This is a genomic window from Brucella gallinifaecis (assembly GCF_006476605.1).
Lineage (GTDB): Bacteria > Pseudomonadota > Alphaproteobacteria > Rhizobiales > Rhizobiaceae > Brucella > Brucella gallinifaecis.
This window is the reverse complement of sequence record NZ_ML636816.1, coordinates 1-20,045: the sequence shown is the minus strand read 5'-3', so window position 1 is coordinate 20,045 and position 20,045 is coordinate 1. Positions and strand designations below refer to the sequence as shown.

Genomic DNA, 20,045 nt, shown 5'->3' with positions numbered 1-20,045 from the left:
GACGGTAATATACCAATCGGGAGTTGGTATAGGGAGGTTTTACATGACATGTGTTCTTAGTTTTGATCTTGGCACCGGCAGCGTTCGTGCCGGTGTATATGACCTTGAGCGACGCAATATGATTGCTGTTGCTGAAGTACAATATAACACCACCTATCCACGCGCCGGATGGGCTGAGCAGCAGCCGGGTGAATGGTGGGAAGCCCTTTTGGTTGCGGGTCGCAAGGCTGTTGAGCAAAGTGGCATACGGGATGTGGCTGCAATCTGTGCTGCAACGACGGCATCAACTGTCGCCGTGTGCAAAAGGGATGGCCAGCCTTTGCGTCCGGCCTTGTTATGGATGGATTGTCGCGCCACAGCGGAAGCGCATCTTACCACACAGGTCGATCATCCCGTGATGGCCTTTAGCGGTGGTGGCGATGCGGTGGAATGGCTTGTTCCGAAAGCAATGTGGCTGGCGCGCAATGAGCCGGAAATCTATGCGCAGGCAGACGTCATTTGCGAAGCCCTTGATTTCATCAATTTCAAGCTGTCAGGTGAATGGGTTGGCTCGCGTATGAACGCAGCCTGCAAATGGAATTACGATTCTCTTGCATCCCGGTTCGTTCCTGAAATTTATACGCAGCTTGGTGTTGAAGAGCTGGCAGCTAAACTCCCGCAGCGCATTATTCCTGTTGGCGGAACCATTGGCGCTTTGCAAAAGCATGTGGCTGAAGCGCTTGGATTGACTTCCTGTCCGCTGATTGCGCAGGGCGGAATTGACGCGCATATCGGTATGCTCGGATCCGATACAGTTGATGTTGGCTCGATGCTCGCTATCGGCGGCACGTCCAATGTGCTTTTGACGCATCTTGCAGGCTATAGCGATGTTAACGGCTTTTGGGGGCCTTATCCCAATGCGCTGGTGGATGATTACTGGCTGGTTGAGGCAGGGCAGGTCTCTACTGGTTCCATTCTCAACTGGTTAAGCGGTCAGATATTTGGTCTGGATGCTGATGAGCACAGGGCACTTATTCAACAGGCCAGTGTCGCGCAACAGGCTGGCTCTGGATTGCTAACCCTTGATTACTGGATGGGGAACCGGACACCTTACCGGGATGGGCACTTGCGCGGTGCAATGCTGGGGCTTTCGCTGGGACATGGAAGAGCAGATATTTATGCATCGGCCGTTGACTCAATCGCGCTTGGCTCGGCCAATGTTCTCTACTCTTTGGAAAAACGCGATGTAACGATCAACCGTATCGTTATGGCCGGCGGTATTTGTAAAAACCCGCTATGGCTGCAAAGCACAGTTGATGCTTTTGCGCGTCCAGTCTTGGTTGCGCAAAGCGACAATCTCTCGCTCATTGGCGCTTCGGTCAGTGCGGCCCATGCACTGGGATTTTTCCCTGACTTGATTACAGCCGCAAAAAATTGCGCTGCATATACAGAGGAATTGCATCCAAATGCGGTGCGCAGTGCTTGGTTCGCGGATACATTGGAGCTTTATCGCGAAGCAACCGCAGCGCTGACTCCCACGCTGCATCGGTTGTCTGCGCGACAGGCAACAGGAGCTCCAATATGAACGACAGCCGTTTGAACCCATCCGTACGTCTTCCTTCCGATGAACAGCGCGAGCATCTTATGGTGCGGGTTGCCAAGCTCTATTATGAACTCGAGCGGACGCAGAGTGAGATCGCAAAGGAACTTGGACTTACCCGCTGGCAGGTGGGACGGCTTATGACCGAAGCCAAGGAGCTGGGTGTTGTCAGGATTGAGATTACTCCACGTGCACAGCGCCGCACCGAACTCGAAATCATGTTGCAGCAGCAATATCATCTTCATGATGCAATCGTAGTGCCGACAGGGGACAGCACAGATTCGGCTTTGTTGATGGAAAGTGTGGCGCAGGCGGCGGCACATTATCTTGCAGCCATGCATCCAAAGCCAGACTTAGTGGGGGTTTCCTGGGGGCGAACCATGTCCGCCGTGGCGAAATTTTTGCCAAGCAACTGGTGCCCCGGATTGCATGTCGTCTTAGTCAATGGATCAACGCATCTGCATTCAACAACCGTCAGAACCAGTGCCGTTGCTGAAGAATTTGCAGCCGCAGCAGGCAATGGCAAAACCACATTGCTGCCGGTTCCGGCCATTCTTGGCAAGAAGAGTACACGCGATGCGCTTGAAGAGGATCCAATTGTCGAGCGGGTGATGGAACTGGCAGAACAGGCAGAAACCGTTTGTTTTGGCATGGGCGGCATCACGCATCAATCGGTCCTTTTAAGCTCAGGTTATCTCAACGAAACCGACATTGATCGTTTGCGTGATGCGGGTGCCGTGGGTGATATTCTTGGACGCTTTGTCGATATGAAGGGCGCCATTGTCGATAGCTCGATCGATGATCGTACACTGGGATTGCGCCTGGAATCCCTTTCCAGAAAGCAACACAGTATCGGCGTCGTTTCCGGTCCCGAAAAACACAATATCGCTGTCGCCGCACTCGCAGCTGGATATCTCAAGGTTATCGTGACCGATGAGGCCACAGCACGACATGCCCTAGAGGTTTCAAATGTCCCATAGCGTTTTGTCCGTAAGCAACGTCTCCAAGCGGTTTCCGCCCAATATTGTTGCGCTGGAACATGCTTCAATCGACATTCAAAAAGGCGAAATACATTGTTTGCTGGGCGCAAATGGCGCTGGAAAGTCGACATTTCTCAAAATCATTGCGGGTGCACTGCGCCCTTCGACGGGCACTGTCGCGATAGATGGCAAAAAAGTCTCGCCAAGATCACCGTCGGAAGCCTCACGTCTTGGTATTTCGATGATTTATCAGGAACTTGATCTGGTTCCGCAACTGACCGTCGAAGAAAATATGTTTCTGGGACATGCGCCAAAAACATTAGGCTTTCTGAGAAAAAAGGATCGTCGGCGCAAAGCTGTGGAAGCACTCAAGCGAGTGGGGGCGAATTTCGCACCCGATGCGCGTATTGAGACGCTATCGGTCGCAAACCAGCAACTTACTGCAATCGCGCGTTCACTGACCATGGACGCAAAAATCATCATTATGGATGAGCCGTCGGCAGCGCTTAACGAAACAGAACTCAAAAGCGTTTTTGAGGTTATTCGCGAACTGACCCGGCAAGGGGTTGCAATCCTTTATGTCAGCCATCGCCTTGGTGAGCTGCGTGAAATTGGTGACCGCGTGACTGTCTTGCGCGGCGGCAAAACGATCGAGACTTTTGAATTGAGTTCTACCGGCGATGAAATGCTGGTCGAGGCGATTATAGGCCGCGAGCGCTCACTGGTCGAGCGACAGGAACGTCCGCCAGCAACAGGTGAAGTCGCGCTGAAGGTGACCAGTCTCAAAGGCGATGAAGGCCTGCATATTGATGATTTTCAGGTGCGTTGGGGTGAAGTGACGGGGTTGACGGGGCTGAATGGTTCCGGGCGTACGAGCTTTCTGAAATCACTGTTTGGAGCACGGGCTTTTCAGGGCGATGTTCAGATTGATGGCAAGCCGTTTAAGCCGCGTTATCCATCAGACGCCATTCGGTTCGGTATTGGGCTTGTGCCGGAGAACCGAAAGACTGAAGGGCTTATCCTTCATGCGCCAATCTATAAGAATGCCACTTTGCCAGCTATGAAATCGAACTGGCTTACCCGCCACAGTTTCCAGAAACAGCGCACGCAGCCAGTTCTCGCTAGTCTTTCAATCAAATATGGTTTTCCCGAACAGTCGGTTGTCCAGCTTTCCGGCGGTAATCAGCAAAAGGTTGTTCTGGCCAAGTGGATAATCAATGGCGCCCGAATTCTGCTGCTCGATGAACCAAGTCGCGGACTTGATATTGGTGCCAAGGCTGATCTCTATAATCTGGTCCACAAGCTTGCCGATGAGGGCGCAGCTGTTATCGTCGCCAGCAGTGAACTGGATGAACTTTACTCATCCTGCGATAGCATATGGGTCTTCCATGAAGGCCGCATTATTGCTCGCTATGATCCTTCAAAAACCGATCGTGACACGATCCTGAAAACAACAATTCTGGGGGACAGTTTCCATGTCCAGCACTGATACACCATTATTGAGCGCTCAAGCAGACAGGGCTCCTGTGACCAAACGCCTGATCAATCTGGCGGTAGAATATAATTTTATCGTTATCTTCCTGTTGGTCGTTGCAATCGCCTCCAGTCTTTCCAGCAACTTTCTAACCTTCGGTAATATTGCAAACCTGTTTCAGCAGGCATCGGTTGTCGGCGTTGTTGCGGTTGGCATGACCTTCGTCATTCTGACCGGCAATATTGATTTGTCAGTGGGGAGCGTTGCCGCACTTTGTGGCATGCTGGTCGCCGTGCTCATGGCGCAAGGTTATGATCCGGTTGTAGCCGTTGTCATAACTGCATTTGCAGGTATGGCTTGCGGAGCAGGAATGGGAGCTATATCCGCCCTCGCACAGGTGCCGAGCTTTATTATCACACTGGCCGGTTTGGTTTCATTTCGTGGCCTGACTTATCTTTTGACTGATGGCGTTCCTGTGAGTGGATTACCAGCAGGTTTTGCAACGATCAGTTCAACAATGGTGCCAGTCTTCCCGGGCTTCGCTATAGCCTCAATGGGAATAATCTTCATTGCCCTTTGTATTATTGCGGGTCTTGTTCTTCGCTATACGGTTTTTGGCGAATATGTCTATGCAACGGGTGGCAATCCTGAAGCTGCACGCCTTTCCGGTTTGCCGACACGTGGCATGATCATCGCCGTCTTTTCGATTTCCGGTCTGATGGCATCTTTTGCTGGCATATTGCTTACCTCTCGTTTGCGCATCGGGCAGCCAACAGCGGCACAGGGCCTTGAACTCGATGCAATCGCTGCTGTCGTGCTGGGCGGAACCAGTTTGTTTGGCGGGCGTGGCAGCATATTGGGCACGTTCTTCGCAGTCATGCTGCTTCAGGTGCTCAGAAATATCTTCAACCTGCTTGGTTGGGGGTCTTTCTATCAGATGACCGTTACCGGGGTCATTATTGTCGCTGCCATTCTTCTTAACCGGTTTATCGATCACAGAAAGGGCCGAGGATGACGGTCTCAATTCCTGCCAGTTTCACTACGCTTTCTTCCTCTGCGAGTATGGTTGATGAAATTATGAATTTTCCCCGCAATAGTGGCACATCTTTACGGCCTGAATGGTTTGAAGATGTTGTTGTAAACCGCAGTGCATCGGAGCGGCGTGCTTCGAGCTTGCCGACACGTCGTTCGATCAAGAAAGAATATCAGGCAGCTTGGCTTGTCCGGGCGATTCAATGCATTGATCTGACTACCCTTGCCGGTGACGATACTGAAGGTCGTGTGCGCCGTCTTTGCGCCAAGGCACGCCGTCCGGTACGCGATGATATTCTGGAGGCGCTTGGGCTCGGCGATGCCGGCATTACCACAGGTGCTGTCTGTGTTTATCCGACCATGGTGCCCCATGCGGTTAAGGCGCTTGAGGGGGCCGGCATTCCTGTGGCGTCGGTTGCGACAGGCTTTCCGGCAGGATTGACGCCGCTGCCATTGCGGCTGGCCGAAATTGCCTATGCGGTTGAGCAGGGTGCGGATGAGATCGACATCGTGATTACACGCGAGCATGTGCTCACACAGAACTGGTCAGCGCTTTATGATGAGATTTCAGCCATGCGTGAAGCCTGTGGTGACGCTCATATGAAGGCCATTCTTGCGACCGGCGACCTTAACACGCTGAGCAATGTTTATCGCGCCTCGATGGTGGCTATGCAGGCGGGTTCCGATTTTATCAAGACCTCGACCGGCAAGGAAGATGTTAATGCGACGCTGCCAGTTAGCCTGACCATGGTACGCGCCTTGCGCGATTATGGCGAATTGTCTGGCCAGATCGTTGGCTTCAAGCCGGCCGGTGGTCTCAAGACCTCCAAAGATGCTCTGGCATGGCTCACGCTTATGAAAGAAGAACTCGGCAATCGCTGGCTGGAACCGGATCTGTTCCGCATCGGCGCATCATCGATGCTTGGCGATATTGAACGGCAATTGGAGCACTTCGTGACCGGACGTTATTCGAGCACCAACCGTCACGCCGCTGCTTAAATTTGGCTTTTACGCATTTCCAGGCGCAGGGCGCCAAGAACTTTGCTGGAAATGCTCGTAAGGAACATAAAATGCGACCTATCAAGGACATTCTGAAGACCATGGAATATGGACCTTCCCCCGAAGCCAGCGCCGATGTGAAGCAGTGGCTGGAACAGCATGGCCGTTCGTTTGGTCATTACATCAATGGCTCTTTCACCAAGCCGGAAGGTCGTCAGACCATTGCTGTAGCCAATCCCGCCAATGGCGACAAGCTGGCGGAGATTCTGCTTGGCACAGTGGAAGATGTTGATCAGGCGGTAAAAGCGGCACGTAACTCCTTTGGTAAATGGTCGAAGCTTTCCGGCCATGAACGTGCCAAATATCTTTATGCCATTGCCCGCCATATCCAGAAGCGCGAACGCTTTCTTTCGGTGCTCGAAGCAATGGATAATGGCAAGCCGCTGCGCGAAACCCGCGACATCGATATTCCTCTCGCTGTTCGTCACTTTTACCATCATGCCGGTTGGGCAGAGATGGTCGAAGACGAGTTTAAAGGCTTTTCGCCTGTTGGTGTCTGCGCGCAGGTCATTCCATGGAACTTCCCGCTTTTGATGCTGGCATGGAAGATCGCCCCTGCACTCGCAGCAGGCAATACGGTGGTGTTAAAGCCTGCCGATCTGACACCATTGACGGCCATTGCCTTTGCAGAAATCTGCCATGAAGTTGGTCTGCCTGCGGGCGTGGTCAATATTGTTCAGGGCGATGGTACAACAGGCGCTAGCATCTGTGGTCATGAAGACGTGAACAAGGTTGCCTTCACCGGTTCAACACAGGTGGGCCGCATTATTCGCGAGCAGACTGCCGGCTCTGGCAAGAAGCTTTCTCTGGAACTTGGTGGCAAGTCGCCTTTCATTGTGTTTGAAGATGCTGATCTTGATGCAGCCGTTGAAGGCGTGGTCGATGCCATCTGGTTTAATCAGGGTGAAGTCTGTTGTGCAGGCTCACGTCTTCTGGTGCAGGAAGGCATTGCCGATCGTTTTTATGCCAAGCTGAGAAAGCGGCTTGAGACCTTACGCGTCGGTGACCCGCTTGATAAATCGACCGATGTTGGTGCGATTGTCTCGCCGACACAGGTGAAGCGCATTTCTGATCTCATTCAAAAGGGCATTGAGGAAGGCGGCCAGCTTTGGCAAACACCCAACCCTATGCCAGCGAAAGGCAATTATATTGCACCGGGTTTCTTCACAGATGTTGATCAGGCTGCAACGGTTTGTCAGGTGGAAATCTTCGGACCAATTGCTGCTGCTACAAGTTTTCGCACGCCGGATGAAGCTGTAGCCCTTGCAAATAACACGCGTTATGGCCTCGCTGCATCCATCTGGTCAGAAAACATCAATGTCGCGCTTGATCTTGCGGCGCACGTGAAGGCTGGGGTTGTCTGGATCAACTGTACCAATATGCTTGATGCGGGGGCAGGCTTTGGTGGCTATCGCGAAAGCGGCTATGGCCGTGAAGGGGCACGTGAAGGGCTTTACGAATATCTCGTAGCCGATTGGGAAAAGGCGCTTGCTCCATCCAAGGTGAATGAAAGCTTCGTGCCATCCGCTTTGCCTTCAGGTGAGGCAAAGATTGCAACCAACGGCATTGACCGTACGATGAAGAACTATATTGGCGGAAAGCAGGTACGTTCCGACAGTGGTTACAGTTATTCTGTTATTGGCAAGGCTGGTACGGTTATCGGTCAGGTCGGGATCAGCAACCGCAAAGACATTCGCAATGCGGTTGAGGCTGCCGCAAAGGCATCAAGCTGGGGCAATGCAACAGCGCATAACCGGGCGCAGGTGCTTTATTATCTGGGTGAAAATCTCGATGCCCGCCGCAGTGACTTTATCAATCGACTGGTCGAAAGCACCGGCGTCAGCGAAAAGAAAGCCACAGAGGAAGTCGAGGCATCGTTACGCCGGATTTTCTACTACGCAGCACAGGCCGACAAATTCGATGGTGCTGTCCACTCAACCAAGTCTCGTCATGTGACACTTGCCATGAATGAACCATGGGGAGTGATGGGAATTGTCTGCCCGGATGAGGCCCCGCTTCTCTCACTTGTCTCGCTTGTTCTGCCTGCCATTACCATGGGCAATCGTACGGTTGTCGTGCCGTCAAGCCGTCATCCGCTGATTGCGGGTGATTTTTATCAACTGCTCGATACATCGGATGTTCCGGGTGGTGTCGTCAATATCGTCACTGGCGAGCGTGATGTCCTTACCAAAACCTTGGCCGAGCATGATGAAGTGGCAGCTCTTTGGTACTTCGGCTCAAAAGATGGCAGCGCTATGGTTGAAAAAGCTTCCGCAGGAAACCTCAAAGCGACATGGGTCAGCAATGGTCGTCTGCCGAACTGGAGCAATAAAGCCGAAGCACAGGGCCGTGATTATCTGCGTAAAGCTATCCAGGTCAAAAACATCTGGGTACCATACGGTGCATAAATAGAAAGGCCCGGTGAGTTCACCGGGCCTTTCTATTTCTAATTAGTCATTTATTTGTTTTAAACTTCGCGTTTGTTTTCTAAATTCTCATGAACCAGCCTGTTTCTTCTGGATCAAACCATTACTGATCCAGAATAGCGGTTACTTCATCTTTGAGTATGCGGGCGTATTCGGTTAAGGAATTGGGAGCCAGTTTTGCGCCGAGTATCGTGAAGCCTATGGATGCTCCAGCAGTCACACCGTCCGTGAAAATAGGCACAGCGATTCCTACAATTCCTTTTATGAGCTCCTCATTATCGATAGCATATCCGCGTTCCCGCGTTTCTTCTATCAATTCGTGAATTCTATCGACGGTTAATCCCTTATAGCCTGAATAGCGTTCAAGATTGGCACGAATGATAAAGTCTTGCTCGTCCTCATCAAGATAAGACAGCATGGCAATTGATCCAGGGCCGACACCCAGTGGCACTGAACCACCGATCATGCCGGTTAAGGTGGGGACCACGCATTCTCCATCTCTGCGGTCAAGGCAGACAGAATCATGATTAAACCGTGCCATGAGGTGTACAGTATCTCCGGTACGACGGCGTAGTCGGGTCAGCGCAATTTCGCAGCGGCTTATGAGTCCCGGGCCTCTTGCTGCCCGCGCACCGTAAATCGACATACGTGCGCCTAACCGATAGCAGCGTTTTTTATCATCTCTTGCAAGAAGCTTATGGCCGACAAGCGTGTTGAGAATGCGATGGCAGGTGGCGTTGTTAAGCCCCGACAGCTCCGTGAGCCTCTTCAATGTAAGCCCATCATTGCCTCCGTCAGCGACCAGATCAAGCAATTGCACAGCGCGATCCAAAAGTTGGGTGCCGCCTGTTGGAGAAGTTTTGGGATTTTTGATCATGAATTCTCACATTGTAAAAAATACTACCAACATAACTTGTATAGTGAGAAATATCGGTGTTCAATGATGAAATAAAGGCTGCATGGGAAAATGATTAAAAAAGCAGCGGCCTCATATCGAGTGGATTCTGAATATTCAAAAAAGGGAACTTAAATGATCAGAAAAATTATTCTGTCGACGGTGGCCATGTGCGCGGTACTGGCAGCTCAGAATGCTGTGGCCGATACGCTTGCGACGATTAAAGAGCGCGACAAGCTCATTGTCGGCGTGAAAAATGATTATGCGCCTTATGGTTATTTGAATGAAAAAGGTGAGATCGTCGGCTTTGAAATAGAGTTGGCAAAATATGTTGCAAAAGAACTTCTTGGTTCTGAAGATAAGATCGAATTGGTTCCGGTAGTCGCGGCAAACCGTATTGAATTTTTGTCGGCTGGCCGTGTTGATATTGTGTTCGCGACGCTTGGAATTTCGCCGGAACGGGATCGGGTAATCGATTTCACCACGCAGTATGTTTCGGCTGGCGGTCCTTCGGTCATGATGGCAAAGGAAGCCAAGATCGACAGCTGGGATCAGTTTAAAGGTCAAACTGTGTGCGGCATTCAGGGTTCATACTTCAATAAGAAGATGACAGAAGAATTCGGCATGAAGCTGGTTGCTTTCAAGAACCCGCCGGAAGCCTATCGTGCCCTTAAGGATAATCGCTGCATCGGTTTCGTTTTTGACGACATCACATTGCGCATGAAGCTGCGTGAAGCAGACTGGGCCGGCTACAAAATCGCTGTTCAGCCTTATGAGTTTGCGCCGATGGGTGGCGGCATTCGTGAAGGCGACGTGGCTTTCAAGGAAGTCGTCGACAAAGCCATTCACAAAGCGGAAGCTGAAGGAAAGCTCATCGAGTGGGAGAAGGAATTTAACATGCCTGCCTCCGATTATATTGCAGAGCGGGCCAAAGCCGCTGCCGCTGCTGTAAACAACTAAGCTCAGCTCGGAGAGGCACTTTTGTTCGGTCTTGATTATTCATGGCTCGGTGATCCGACCTACCAGCATTGGTTAGTGATTGGGGTCCTCAACACTATTCAGCTCGCAGCGATTTCTTCATTCGTTGCGGTGCTGATTGGTATGTTGGGTGCGCTTGGTCTGACCTTGCGTATTTTCTGGCTTGATGCGCTTATTGAGCTTTTTGTCGAGGTTTTTCGCAACACACCGCCTTTGCTGCAAATGTTGTTTGCGTATTTCACCTTGTCGACTTTAGGTTTGAAAGTTGTCGATCCGGTGACGGGCCTTTCAGTTCCGTTATTAAGTGCCTTCTCTTGCGCTGCTATTTCGCTCAGCCTGTTTGGTGGCGCATTGGCAATTGAAGCATTTCGTTCTGGCATTGAAACCATGCCTCGTTCGATTATTGAAGCGTCACGCTCTCTTGGCTATGGCCGCTGGTCGCGTTTCTGGCGCATTGAAGCGCCGATCGCAACGCGTATCTGCCTTCCGGCACTCACAAATATCCTGAGTAATCTTTTCAAGACGACCTCTCAGGCTTCGGTGATTGCTGTCCCTGAACTGATGTATTACGCCGGACAGATCTACAATGATAACTTCCGCACACTCGAAGTTATGGTGCTGGTACTGGTTATATATGTGAGCCTCGTATCGGTTCTGACTTATGGCATGGCCAAGCTTGAAGCCTGGATGGCTTTCCCCGGTTACGGAAAGGCTGGTGGATGATGAACAGTGTCATGACATATGAGAATAAGAAGCGAGCTGTTCTTCTTTTCATCGCTCTTGCTATTGCAGCATGGGTTGCTGTCGATGCGCTTTCAGGTGGTGCTGATCAGTGGCGCAGAGTTGCCGCGCGCTTGCCTTTGCTTCTGACCGGGTCCGGTTCCGGCTGGCCAATTACTGGCGGCTTTGCCTTGAATATCCTGCTGTCGATTGCAGCTATGGCACTTGCTACGGCTCTTGGGACTGCTATGGGTCTTGCAACCATGGTGAAGAATGCCTCGGTGCGGGTGCCAGCTTTGCTTGTGATGAATTTTCTTCGCAATTCGCCATGGCTCGTGCTGCTGTTTGCGATGCTTTACATCATTCCGTTTGAAGTCCGAATTTTCGGCCTGGTTATTCCTTTTCCGACCTTTGTTAAGGCTACAATTGGTTTGGCTTTGCCAACGGCTGCAAACTTTTCGGAAGTTATTCGCGGTGCCGTGCAGTCCATTCACTCCGGTCAATGGGAAGCAGCACGGTCGCTCGGATATACGCCGATGCAGATCTATCGCTATGTTATCTTACCGCAGGCGTTCCGGCGCATGATCCCGGGCTGGATGAACCTTTATGCCCTGCTGATGATTGCAACATCGCTTGCTACCGTTACCGGTATTCAGGACGTCATCACCATTTTGAACACGTCTATTGCCATGGAGAGCGAGCTCGCACTCGTTTACTTCTACCTTACCGTGCTCTTCCTGTTCTTTGCCTACTGCTATCCGATTGCGCTGTTTGCCCGCCGTCTGGAACGTGCAGTCAAGGGAGAAAATCTATGAACCAGTCTGCCCCCCTTATCGAAATTAAAAATGTTCGCAAAGCCTTCGGTAGTTTTGAAGTTCTCAAAGGCATCGATCTGTCGGTTAAAAAAGGCGAGGCTGTATGCATTATCGGCCCATCCGGCTCGGGCAAATCAACGATCCTGCGCTGCATTAACGGCCTGATCCCGATTGATAGTGGAACCATCCGCGTTGGACCGTATCAGGTTCATGAACTGAAGACCGAAAAAGCGATGCGTCCGCTTCGCCATGAGGTCGCGATGGTGTTCCAGCAATATAATCTGTTTCCGCATAAAACGGCGCTCGAGAATATCATGATGGCACCAATTCAGGTGCTCCGTCATGATCGTGCCGAGGTTGAAAAGCGTGCATGCAAATTATTGGATAAGGTGCGCCTTTCCCATAAGGCAGACAGCTATCCCGGCCAGCTTTCAGGTGGCCAGCAACAGCGTGTCGCAATTGCCCGGGCGCTTGCCATGCAGCCGGAAGTTATTTTGTTCGACGAAGTAACAGCGGCACTTGATCCCGAAACGGTGAAGGATGTGCTCATGACCATTCGTGAACTGGTCGAAGATGGACTGACCTGTATTCTTGTCACGCATGAAATGAAATTCGCCCGTGAAGTTTCGCATCGCGTCTGCTTCACAGATCATGGGATGATTGTTGAAAGTGGACCGCCGGCACAGATATTTGATAACCCGCAGGACCCACGCACGCGGGAATTTCTTGGTCAGGTTCTCTAATTCCTGCATCCGCTCCTATTATGGGATCGCATCTGAGATCACTTTATTTCAAAAGGACGAGCCTTAAGGCTTGACGTTCAATGTCCCGCTACGACCATATTTATGCTGAGAACTTCAAGGAAGCTCCCTATTGGTGGGAGGCTGCACAGCCTGAAACCAACCTTGATCCACTACCCGCACGCGTTGATGTCGTTGTGGTTGGTTCTGGATATGCCGGGTTGAATGCGGCAACACATCTGGCGCGTGCCGGACGTTCGGTTGTCGTGCTTGATGGTGAACAACTGGGTGCAGGCTGCTCCACACGTTCTGGTGGTATGGTTTCCAGTGCCCAGAAGCTTGTGGTCGGCGGTGCGATTAATGGCATCGACCCGGCCCTTGTTTCCCGGCTGATTGGTGAAAGCAATGAAAGCTTTGATTATCTCAAGACCTTGATTGACAGCGAGAATCTCGATGCCGCGCTGACATTGAAGGGGCGTTTTTTTGGTGCTTATACTGCACGCGATTACGAAACGCTTAAAAGACATGGCACGCTTCTCAACGAGAAGACCAGCGTTAAGGTACACCAGATTTCCCGTGAAGAGCAGCGTTCGGTGATTGGCTCAGACTTTTATCATGGCGGAATGCTGGTGGATGATTATGGCGGCTTGCATCCTGCCATGTTTCACAAAGCCTTGCGGGAGCGTGCGAAAGCTGCCGGTGTCATGTTGCGCTCGCATGCACGCGCCGGACGCGTGGAAGAAGTCGGAAACGGTGAAAAGATCGTCCCCACTGCACGCGGTTCAATCCGGGCGACGAATGTCATTCAGGCAACCAATGGCTATACCGGAAAAGATGCATCTCCTGAGCTCGCCCGACGTCTTGTGCCGGTGAAGAGTTATCAGATCGCAACCGAGCCTCTTCCAGCTGATCTGTTGGCAGAGCTTATTCCAAATGGACGCATGGTTTCAGATACAAGACGTGATCTTATTTACAGTCGTGTTTCTCCTGATGGCACGCGAATACTTTTTGGGTCTCGTCCCGGTGTTTTTGAGATGACGGAGAAGCAGGCAGCAAAACGCATTTATGCGCGGATGGTTGCACTTTGGCCGCAACTTGAGGGCGTTAAGATCACCCATTCATGGGTAGGAAGCGTTGCCATGACTGCCGACAAAATTGCGCATATTGGCGAGCGAGATGGTGCGCATTTCGCGGTCGGATGTAATGGCAATGGCGTCGCGCTGATGACCTATCTTGGCTATCAGGTCGCGCGTAAAATTCTCGGACAACAGAATATGCCATCGGCGTTTGACCGCGAGAAATTTATGGCTATTCCGCTTTATTCCGAGAAACCGTGGTTTCTGCCGCTTTTCACCGGCTGGTATCGATTGCGTGACTTTATCGACCGTCCCGGTCGGTAAAGTAATCAATCAACTTCGCATATATCCTCTTTAAGTGAGTTCTATAAATGAAGCCGCTTTCTATTCCGGTTGCACCTTTTGCGGGTGATGAGACTTTGCCGAAAGCTGTCGATGTTGTCATTATCGGTGGAGGTATTGTTGGGATTACCACGGCGCTTGAACTGGCTGAACGCGGTATCTCTGTTGCTGTGTGCGAAAAAGGTGTGATTGCCGGTGAGCAATCAGCCCGCAACTGGGGCTGGACGCGGCAGATGGGGCGTGATGAGCGCGAATTGCCGCTCTGCATGCATTCGGTCAATCTGTGGTCGCAGATGAATGCGCGTATTGGTCGTGAAACGGGATGGCGACGCACTGGTATCAGCTATCTCTCTTATACGCAGCGTGAGCTGAAAGAGTGGCTGAGTTGGGCCGAGATTGGCAAACGGCATGGCGTTGATGCCCGCATGCTCACTCCCGCCGAAATTTCTGAAAAAATTCCGGGCAATAACGGCAATCTACTGGGTGTTTTGCATACCGGGACAGATGGACGTGCTGAACCGTGGATCGCCGTACCAGCCATGGCAGAAGCGGCGCGTGAAAAGGGTGCAATTATCCTGACGCATTGTGCGGTCCGCGGCATTGAAACGGCAGCTGGTCGTGTCAGTTCTGTTGTGACGGAGCGCGGAGAAATTCGTTGTCAGGCTGTTGTTCTGGCAGGTGGTATCTGGTCGCGGCTTTTTGCAGGCAATATGGGTATTGATTTTCCGCAGCTCAAAGTTATCGGTCCGGTTGCCCGTGTCGATGGCGTTGAGGGCATTACAGATATGCCGGTGGGAGCAGGGGATTTTGCTTATCGCAAGCGCCTTGATGGCAGCTTCACCATTGCGGTGCGCAATCTAAACCTTGCTCCCATTACGCCTGATCATCTGCGGCTTTTCACTGAATTTGCACCGACATATCTGACGACATGGCGTGAATTGAGCCTGCGTTTTAATGGCTCCTTCTTTCAGGAGCTTGCAACAAAACGTAAATGGCGTTTGGACGAGCAGACAATCTTCGAGCAATGCCGCGTTATGGATCCGCCGGCAAATTCGGGCTTTACGCGCAATGCTCTGCGCAACATGACACGACGGTTTCCAGAATTTGCAAAAGCGCGTGTGCTCAATGAATGGTCCGGTGTCATTGATGCTACGCCCGATGCAATTCCGGTTATCAGCCCCATCCATCATATTCCGGGCTTCCATATTGCCTCGGGTTTTTCGGGGCATGGTTTTGGTATCGGTCCGGGTGCCGGGCAGCTGATGGCGGATCTTATTACCGGCAGTCCGACAAGTGTTGACAGCAAGGTGTTTGACATCAGTCGTTTGCGTCCGCCTTATGCAAAGAAAAATGCGGCATAAACAGCTGACAGGTCGAACAATAATAACGGAATTATCATCGCTTAAGGAGGAAAAGGCATGAGCATACGCAAGCAATCGCAGGCATTTTCAGATATGCCGCGTGACTATCAGAATTATATTGATGGTGCTTTTGTAGCGGCTGGCAGCGAATTGATTGATGTTACCAATCCTGCCACTGGTGCATTGCTGGGCAGGATACCCGAGACAGGCGCAGAGGAGGTGGATGCGGCAGTAAAGGCTGCACGCGCCGCGCAAGGCGCGTGGGAAAAGCTGCCCGCCATTGAACGCGCGAATTACCTGCGCAAGATTTCTGCCAAGCTGCGCGAGCATCGGGTTGAGCTGGCTGATATTATCGTCAAGGAACAGGGCAAGGTCCGTGGTCTTGCTCAGGTAGAAGTCGATTTTACTGCCGATTACATAGATTATATGGCAGAATGGGCGCGCCGGATTGAAGGCGAAGTGCTGACAAGCGACCGTCCAAATGAAACCATGCTTTTGCTGCGCAAGCCGGTTGGTGTGGTTGCTGGCATTCTTCCATGGAACTTCCCCTTCTTCCTGATTGCACGTAAAATGGCGCCTGCGCTGCTGACAGGCAATACGATTGTAATCAAACCAAGCGAAGAGACGCCGCTTAACGCTTATGTTTTTGCCGAGCTTCTGGCCGAAACCGATCTGCCAAAGGGTGTTTTCAATCTGGTTGGTGGTCGTGGACGGGTTGCCGGTGAAGCGCTTGCATCACATCCGGGCATTGACCTGATCACCTTTACGGGTAGTGTCGCTACCGGTTCACACATTATGCAAACCGCAGGCAAGAACCTGACAAAAGTCAATCTTGAACTGGGTGGTAAGGCTCCGGCGATTGTCTTGAAAGACGCAGATCTCGATCTGGCCGCCAAAGCGATCTATGACTCGCGCGTTATCAATACAGGTCAGGTCTGTAACTGTGCCGAGCGTGTTTATGTAGAACGCCCGGTTCATGATGCGTTTGTCGCAAAGCTAAAGACCCTGTTTGAAAACACCCGCTATGGTGATCCATCGGTAGAAGATGATCTGCATATGGGACCGCTTGTTAATCAGGCCGGTCTTGATAAGGTTGCTCAGGCTGTCGACACGGCTCGTGCGCAGGGTGCAACGGTTGTGCTGGGTGGCAAGGTGGCAGATCGCGCTTCCGGTTTCCATTACGAGCCAACGCTGATTACCGGTGCTAAAGCTGATATGGACATCATGCGCAAGGAGACCTTTGGTCCGGTTCTGCCCGTTCAGATTGTCGATAGTCTGGATGAGGCAATCGCATTGTCGAATGACTCTGATTATGGTCTGACCTCTTCAATCTATACACGCGATCTTTCCGCGGCCATGCAGGCTTCGCGTGAGCTGAAATTCGGCGAAACCTATATTAACCGCGAGAATTTTGAGGCTATGCAGGGGTTTCATGCCGGTCGTCGCAAGTCGGGTATTGGCGGTGCTGACGGCAAGCACGGACTTTACGAATTTACCGTAACCCATGTTGTTTATATTCAAAGCTGATCAGACTTGAAATTTTGAAACCAGACGGCCCGGGACTCAAATTTCCCGGGCCGTTTCACGGACAGTTTCTCCGCTTTAGTCAAGGAATCCCTATGCAACAAAAAAGAACTATTCTTATTTCTGGGGCCAATAGAGGTATTGGCGCTGCAACTGCCAGAGCATTTCTGGCTGCGGGCTGGAATGTTTCACTTGGTATGAGAACCCCGCAAATGCCGGATTGGGCAGATGCTGCATCGACACAGATCGAGGCTTATGATGCTACAGACCCGGCTATGGCAAAACGTTGGGCCAATGCAGCGGTTGAGCGTTTTGGACGCATTGATGCAGTTGTAGCGAATGCAGGTGTGATGGTGCGTAAGTCAGTTATCGAAGCGACTGATGAAGAATTTGACACCTTGATGGATGTCAACGTCAATGGTCCGCGATTGCTTGTTAAAGCCTGCTGGGACGAATTGGTTAAGACTGGAAGCGGACGGGTTGTGATTGTGGCTTCGCTCTCAGCCAAACGTGTTAAGTCGGCGATTTCAGGTTCTTATTCAGTGTCGAAGTTTGCGGCATTGGGGCTTTCGCATGCAATTCGCCATGCCGGGTTCGAGAAGGGTGTGCGGTCTACTGCGATTTGCCCCGGGTTTGTTGCAACAGATATGGGAACGCCCCTTGCATCATCGTCTGATGTACTGACGCGCCCGGAAGATGTTGCAAGCTCAATATTGCATATCGTCAGTCTGCCCAACAGCGCAAGTGTATCAGAATTTTGGGTGAATAGTCTTCTGGATGATTCATACTAGGCAGCGTAGATGAATTTGAGCCAGTATCTTGCGGTGGCAGTATGAACTATGCGGATGAAACTCCCAGGGAGTTAGTCGTATCGGGTGGCGATAGCGTGATTGGTTTTAGTCTGCCAAACATCCGTTCGATTGATTTCCGCTCTTTATACCGCGCGAGATCATATTCTATATTCACGCAGTGGTTTGCTCTGCCGGAAATGGACGGAATCTAACTTGCAAAAAGCGCGACTGAAATCGATTCAGATCTCAAAATCATGTTCATCACCGGTTTTGCAGCGATTGTGCTAAATCCCGATTCTGATACGCCACGCGATCTAAATGCACTTCCCAAGCTTTTCCAGTTGCGTGATCTGGTAAACGAAATCGAGAAAATGCTGATTGCCGCATAGGCAATCAGTTTTGATTATATCGCATCTTTTTACTTCATTTGAGTTATGTTCCCTTTGGAGAGGGTAATTGAGTGAGGAGACAGCGTATGATGGTTGGCTTCAAAGATTTCATTTCTCCAAAAGCGCCATTCTGCACGCTATTCTCTTTTGCATCTGTTATGCCGTTTCCTATCGTGATCTTTAGTAAATAATGACTGAACGCGGTGTAGAGATTGATTATGCTACATTGAACCGGTGGTTTTGTTCGATTTCACCATTTTCGATCTGTGCTGCCCGAATGATCCCATCAATGATATCAATGGTGTTTTTCACACCGACCTCATTCATGGAGTTTTTGCCCAGATTGTCGACACCATTGAGCAGCCTATTAACCATCTTCGGCGCGGCGTTCACCCCTTTCGATGATTGGAGTGTGACCAATCCTTTTACCAAGGCGGGCAATATCTCATTCCCGCGCTCTGTGTTGCCCATAGTAGCCCAAGTTATACGAGCCATTTCCATGATATCAGTAGCAGAAAATGATGGATACTGTGCGGAAAGCTCTGCTGCCTTGTCAGCCATGGCGCCGCGGTCTTTATCAGGAATGCAAGCCATTTCCTGCCGGAAATATTCCCGCTGGCGCTTGGATGAAGCCGTAGCTCTTAAACTGACACCTTGAACCGCACCATATGCAATTCTCTATTGCGGTAGATCGCCAGCTTTAGGCAACTTGGCCCATTCGCCTAGAAATGCGTCGCGGTTTTTGGCAGCGTCTGCCTCATCAAGTTCAAACACTTTTACCTCGGCGAGCTCCGGGAGTTCAACGAATTCAGATACTTTGATATCATTGCGGCTTGGGCGACGGAATGCGACCTTCAAAAGCTCAATTTGTGCTTCCTTTGAAAGCAGGCTGTCGAGTGCCTTTTTAGCATTGTCACCGCTTGGGGCATTCTTGAATAAACCCGCAAATTCCGGCGTCATGAATGTGCCTTCTGATGGATACACGAGGGACAATTCTTCCTGCCCGCCGTCGATATAAGGATAAGCTGTTGCCTCAAACGTCAGGCCAATAGTGTATTCCCCCATTGCTGTGCCTTTGGGCACATTCGAAGCAGAACCCGATGTTACGATATTGGCTACGATAGCCTTAAACGTGTCTTCATCGAGCAGTTTTGAAAGCCCCCATGCGATGGTGTAGCCAGTCGAGCTGTTAACAGGGTCAGGCATGATAATCTTGCCCTTCCATTCTGGCTTGGCCAGATCAGCCCATGTCTTTGGAGCTGCATTGCCTTGTAGCTGGTCGGAGTTGACTAACATTGTCACCAGATGAACATTGGCAGGAATAAACAGATCGCCACTGTAATGCAGGTTCTGTGGGATAGCTTCGAGCGCTGACGCCTTATAAGGCTCAAACAGTTTTTCATAAGCACCAAGGGTGTTGGCGGATGAAGACCAGAAAATGTCACTCTGAGGCGCTGATGTTTCAGCTTCTGCACGGCGCAGCAAAACACCGGAGCCTCCGGTGATCACGCCCAGATTTTGCCCGGTCTTGTCTTTCACAACGGCTTGCACCGCTTCATAGGCCTGAACCGGGTTTGATGTGTAGAGCACAGGATCGTTGGCCAACGCCGGTAGAGTAAGCCCAAGCGACATACAGCCGGCTAAGAGATAAGAAGATAGTTTCATAGTTCCCTCGCATTTGATGAAGTTATTGAGCAGTTGGCCTGCTTCGTTGGTTTATTTGGAAGCAAAAACATCGATTTGGAACAGTTTGGTGGCAATGATGATTGGTACAAGAATGACAATTACTGAATAGCCCCGAGTTTATTAGACACTCTTCGTCTTCATTTTGTGGTTCTGTTCAAAGTGTACTGGTGACAGCATA

General features: G+C 51.1%; 17 protein-coding genes and 2 pseudogenes. 15 read left to right on the top strand and 4 right to left on the bottom strand.

Annotation, left to right across the window (positions count from 1 at the left end; all coding sequences use genetic code 11):
* Window positions 1–43 precede the first annotated feature (43 nt).
* The 6 genes from FHY56_RS16320 (at window position 44) to FHY56_RS16295 (ending at window position 8,532) form a co-directional block, all read left to right on the top strand.
* Window positions 44–1,564 carry an FGGY-family carbohydrate kinase gene (locus FHY56_RS16320; RefSeq protein ID WP_140906210.1) on the top strand — a complete coding sequence of 507 codons (1,521 nt, stop codon included), beginning with the start codon at window positions 44–46 and terminating at the stop codon, window positions 1,562–1,564.
* On the top strand, window positions 1,561–2,559 hold the full coding sequence (locus FHY56_RS16315; RefSeq protein WP_140906209.1) for a sugar-binding transcriptional regulator: 999 nt from the start codon (window positions 1,561–1,563) through the stop codon (window positions 2,557–2,559). Before FHY56_RS16320 ends, FHY56_RS16315 begins: the two co-directional genes overlap by 4 nt.
* Window positions 2,549–4,048 (top strand): sugar ABC transporter ATP-binding protein, encoded by a 1,500-nt coding sequence (locus FHY56_RS16310; RefSeq protein ID WP_140906208.1) that lies wholly within the window; start codon window positions 2,549–2,551, stop codon window positions 4,046–4,048. Before FHY56_RS16315 ends, FHY56_RS16310 begins: the two co-directional genes overlap by 11 nt.
* A complete protein-coding gene (locus FHY56_RS16305) occupies window positions 4,035–5,048 on the top strand; it encodes an ABC transporter permease (protein WP_140906207.1) in 1,014 nt (337 codons plus the stop codon). The genes FHY56_RS16310 and FHY56_RS16305 overlap by 14 nt, the downstream gene beginning before the upstream one ends.
* A 62-nt stretch (window positions 5,049–5,110) precedes the next feature.
* The gene (deoC, locus tag FHY56_RS16300; RefSeq protein WP_140906242.1) at window positions 5,111–6,064 is read left to right on the top strand and encodes a deoxyribose-phosphate aldolase; all 954 of its coding nucleotides are present in this window, start codon (window positions 5,111–5,113) and stop codon (window positions 6,062–6,064) included.
* Window positions 6,065–6,135: 71 nt separating this feature from the next.
* Window positions 6,136–8,532: an aldehyde dehydrogenase family protein gene (locus FHY56_RS16295; protein ID WP_168927621.1), complete on the top strand. Its 2,397-nt coding sequence runs from the start codon at window positions 6,136–6,138 to the stop codon at window positions 8,530–8,532.
* A 121-nt stretch (window positions 8,533–8,653) separates the two neighbouring features.
* Here the strand turns inward: FHY56_RS16295 and FHY56_RS16290 are convergent, their stop codons facing one another.
* Window positions 8,654–9,427: an IclR family transcriptional regulator gene (locus FHY56_RS16290; RefSeq protein WP_140906206.1), complete on the bottom strand. Its 774-nt coding sequence runs from the start codon at window positions 9,425–9,427 to the stop codon at window positions 8,654–8,656.
* A gap of 153 nt (window positions 9,428–9,580) precedes the next feature.
* Between FHY56_RS16290 and FHY56_RS16285 the strand changes: the two genes are divergently transcribed.
* From FHY56_RS16285 to FHY56_RS16250, 8 genes are all read left to right on the top strand, one after another.
* A complete protein-coding gene (locus FHY56_RS16285) occupies window positions 9,581–10,405 on the top strand; it encodes a transporter substrate-binding domain-containing protein (RefSeq protein WP_140906205.1) in 825 nt (274 codons plus the stop codon).
* A 21-nt stretch (window positions 10,406–10,426) separates the two neighbouring features.
* Window positions 10,427–11,146, top strand: a complete 720-nt coding sequence (locus tag FHY56_RS16280; RefSeq protein WP_140906204.1) for an amino acid ABC transporter permease — start codon at window positions 10,427–10,429, stop codon at window positions 11,144–11,146.
* An 11-nt stretch (window positions 11,147–11,157) separates the two neighbouring features.
* A complete protein-coding gene (locus FHY56_RS16275; protein WP_235889528.1) occupies window positions 11,158–11,958 on the top strand; it encodes an amino acid ABC transporter permease in 801 nt (266 codons plus the stop codon).
* Window positions 11,955–12,701, top strand: a complete 747-nt coding sequence (locus FHY56_RS16270; RefSeq protein WP_140906203.1) for an amino acid ABC transporter ATP-binding protein — start codon at window positions 11,955–11,957, stop codon at window positions 12,699–12,701. Before FHY56_RS16275 ends, FHY56_RS16270 begins: the two co-directional genes overlap by 4 nt.
* An 80-nt stretch (window positions 12,702–12,781) precedes the next feature.
* On the top strand, window positions 12,782–14,098 hold the full coding sequence (locus FHY56_RS16265; RefSeq protein ID WP_140906202.1) for an NAD(P)/FAD-dependent oxidoreductase: 1,317 nt from the start codon (window positions 12,782–12,784) through the stop codon (window positions 14,096–14,098).
* Window positions 14,099–14,145: 47 nt separating this feature from the next.
* Window positions 14,146–15,477 (top strand): NAD(P)/FAD-dependent oxidoreductase, encoded by a 1,332-nt coding sequence (locus FHY56_RS16260; RefSeq protein WP_140906201.1) that lies wholly within the window; start codon window positions 14,146–14,148, stop codon window positions 15,475–15,477.
* 57 nt (window positions 15,478–15,534) lie between these two features.
* Window positions 15,535–17,004, top strand: coding sequence for an aldehyde dehydrogenase (gene aldA, locus FHY56_RS16255; protein ID WP_235889527.1), 1,470 nt, complete (start codon window positions 15,535–15,537; stop codon window positions 17,002–17,004).
* Between the two features lie 92 nt (window positions 17,005–17,096).
* Window positions 17,097–17,792 carry an SDR family NAD(P)-dependent oxidoreductase gene (locus FHY56_RS16250; protein ID WP_140906200.1) on the top strand — a complete coding sequence of 232 codons (696 nt, stop codon included), beginning with the start codon at window positions 17,097–17,099 and terminating at the stop codon, window positions 17,790–17,792.
* Here the strand turns inward: FHY56_RS16250 and FHY56_RS18445 are convergent.
* A pseudogene (locus tag FHY56_RS18445) lies at window positions 17,789–17,997 on the bottom strand (IS5 family transposase); the annotation flags it as partial. The gene FHY56_RS16250 and the pseudogene FHY56_RS18445 overlap by 4 nt on opposite strands.
* On the opposite strand from FHY56_RS18445, the pseudogene FHY56_RS16245 reads away from it, so the two are divergent.
* Window positions 17,981–18,181, top strand: a pseudogene (locus FHY56_RS16245) (response regulator); the annotation flags it as partial. The pseudogenes FHY56_RS18445 and FHY56_RS16245 overlap by 17 nt on opposite strands.
* 216 nt (window positions 18,182–18,397) lie before the next feature.
* On the opposite strand, the gene FHY56_RS16240 reads toward FHY56_RS16245, so the two are convergent.
* Together FHY56_RS16240 and FHY56_RS16235 are read right to left on the bottom strand one after the other, a co-directional pair.
* Entirely contained in the window at window positions 18,398–18,742 is a 345-nt protein-coding gene (locus FHY56_RS16240; RefSeq protein ID WP_140906199.1) for a hypothetical protein, read from the bottom strand.
* 117 nt (window positions 18,743–18,859) lie between these two features.
* Window positions 18,860–19,846 (bottom strand): extracellular solute-binding protein, encoded by a 987-nt coding sequence (locus tag FHY56_RS16235; protein ID WP_140906198.1) that lies wholly within the window; start codon window positions 19,844–19,846, stop codon window positions 18,860–18,862.
* Window positions 19,847–20,045 lie beyond the last annotated feature (199 nt).

Excerpts from the sequence above, each read along its gene's own strand:
- FHY56_RS16260 (WP_140906201.1), top strand. The coding sequence starts at position 14,146 with ATGAAGCCGCTTTCTATTCCGGTTGCACCTTTTGCGGGTGATGAGACT.
- FHY56_RS16285 (WP_140906205.1), top strand. The coding sequence starts at position 9,581 with ATGATCAGAAAAATTATTCTGTCGACGGTGGCCATGTGCGCGGTACTG.
- FHY56_RS16240 (WP_140906199.1), bottom strand. The coding sequence starts at position 18,742 with ATGGCTGACAAGGCAGCAGAGCTTTCCGCACAGTATCCATCATTTTCT.
- FHY56_RS16310 (WP_140906208.1), top strand. The coding sequence starts at position 2,549 with ATGTCCCATAGCGTTTTGTCCGTAAGCAACGTCTCCAAGCGGTTTCCG.
- FHY56_RS16275 (WP_235889528.1), top strand. The coding sequence starts at position 11,158 with ATGACATATGAGAATAAGAAGCGAGCTGTTCTTCTTTTCATCGCTCTT.
- FHY56_RS16295 (WP_168927621.1), top strand. The coding sequence starts at position 6,136 with ATGCGACCTATCAAGGACATTCTGAAGACCATGGAATATGGACCTTCC.
- FHY56_RS16290 (WP_140906206.1), bottom strand. The coding sequence starts at position 9,427 with ATGATCAAAAATCCCAAAACTTCTCCAACAGGCGGCACCCAACTTTTG.
- FHY56_RS16315 (WP_140906209.1), top strand. The coding sequence starts at position 1,561 with ATGAACGACAGCCGTTTGAACCCATCCGTACGTCTTCCTTCCGATGAA.
- FHY56_RS16250 (WP_140906200.1), top strand. The coding sequence starts at position 17,097 with ATGCAACAAAAAAGAACTATTCTTATTTCTGGGGCCAATAGAGGTATT.
- deoC (WP_140906242.1), top strand. The coding sequence starts at position 5,111 with ATGAATTTTCCCCGCAATAGTGGCACATCTTTACGGCCTGAATGGTTT.
- aldA (WP_235889527.1), top strand. The coding sequence starts at position 15,535 with ATGAGCATACGCAAGCAATCGCAGGCATTTTCAGATATGCCGCGTGAC.
- FHY56_RS16320 (WP_140906210.1), top strand. The coding sequence starts at position 44 with ATGACATGTGTTCTTAGTTTTGATCTTGGCACCGGCAGCGTTCGTGCC.
- FHY56_RS16265 (WP_140906202.1), top strand. The coding sequence starts at position 12,782 with ATGTCCCGCTACGACCATATTTATGCTGAGAACTTCAAGGAAGCTCCC.
- FHY56_RS16305 (WP_140906207.1), top strand. The coding sequence starts at position 4,035 with ATGTCCAGCACTGATACACCATTATTGAGCGCTCAAGCAGACAGGGCT.
- FHY56_RS16235 (WP_140906198.1), bottom strand. The coding sequence starts at position 19,846 with ATGAAACTATCTTCTTATCTCTTAGCCGGCTGTATGTCGCTTGGGCTT.
- FHY56_RS16270 (WP_140906203.1), top strand. The coding sequence starts at position 11,955 with ATGAACCAGTCTGCCCCCCTTATCGAAATTAAAAATGTTCGCAAAGCC.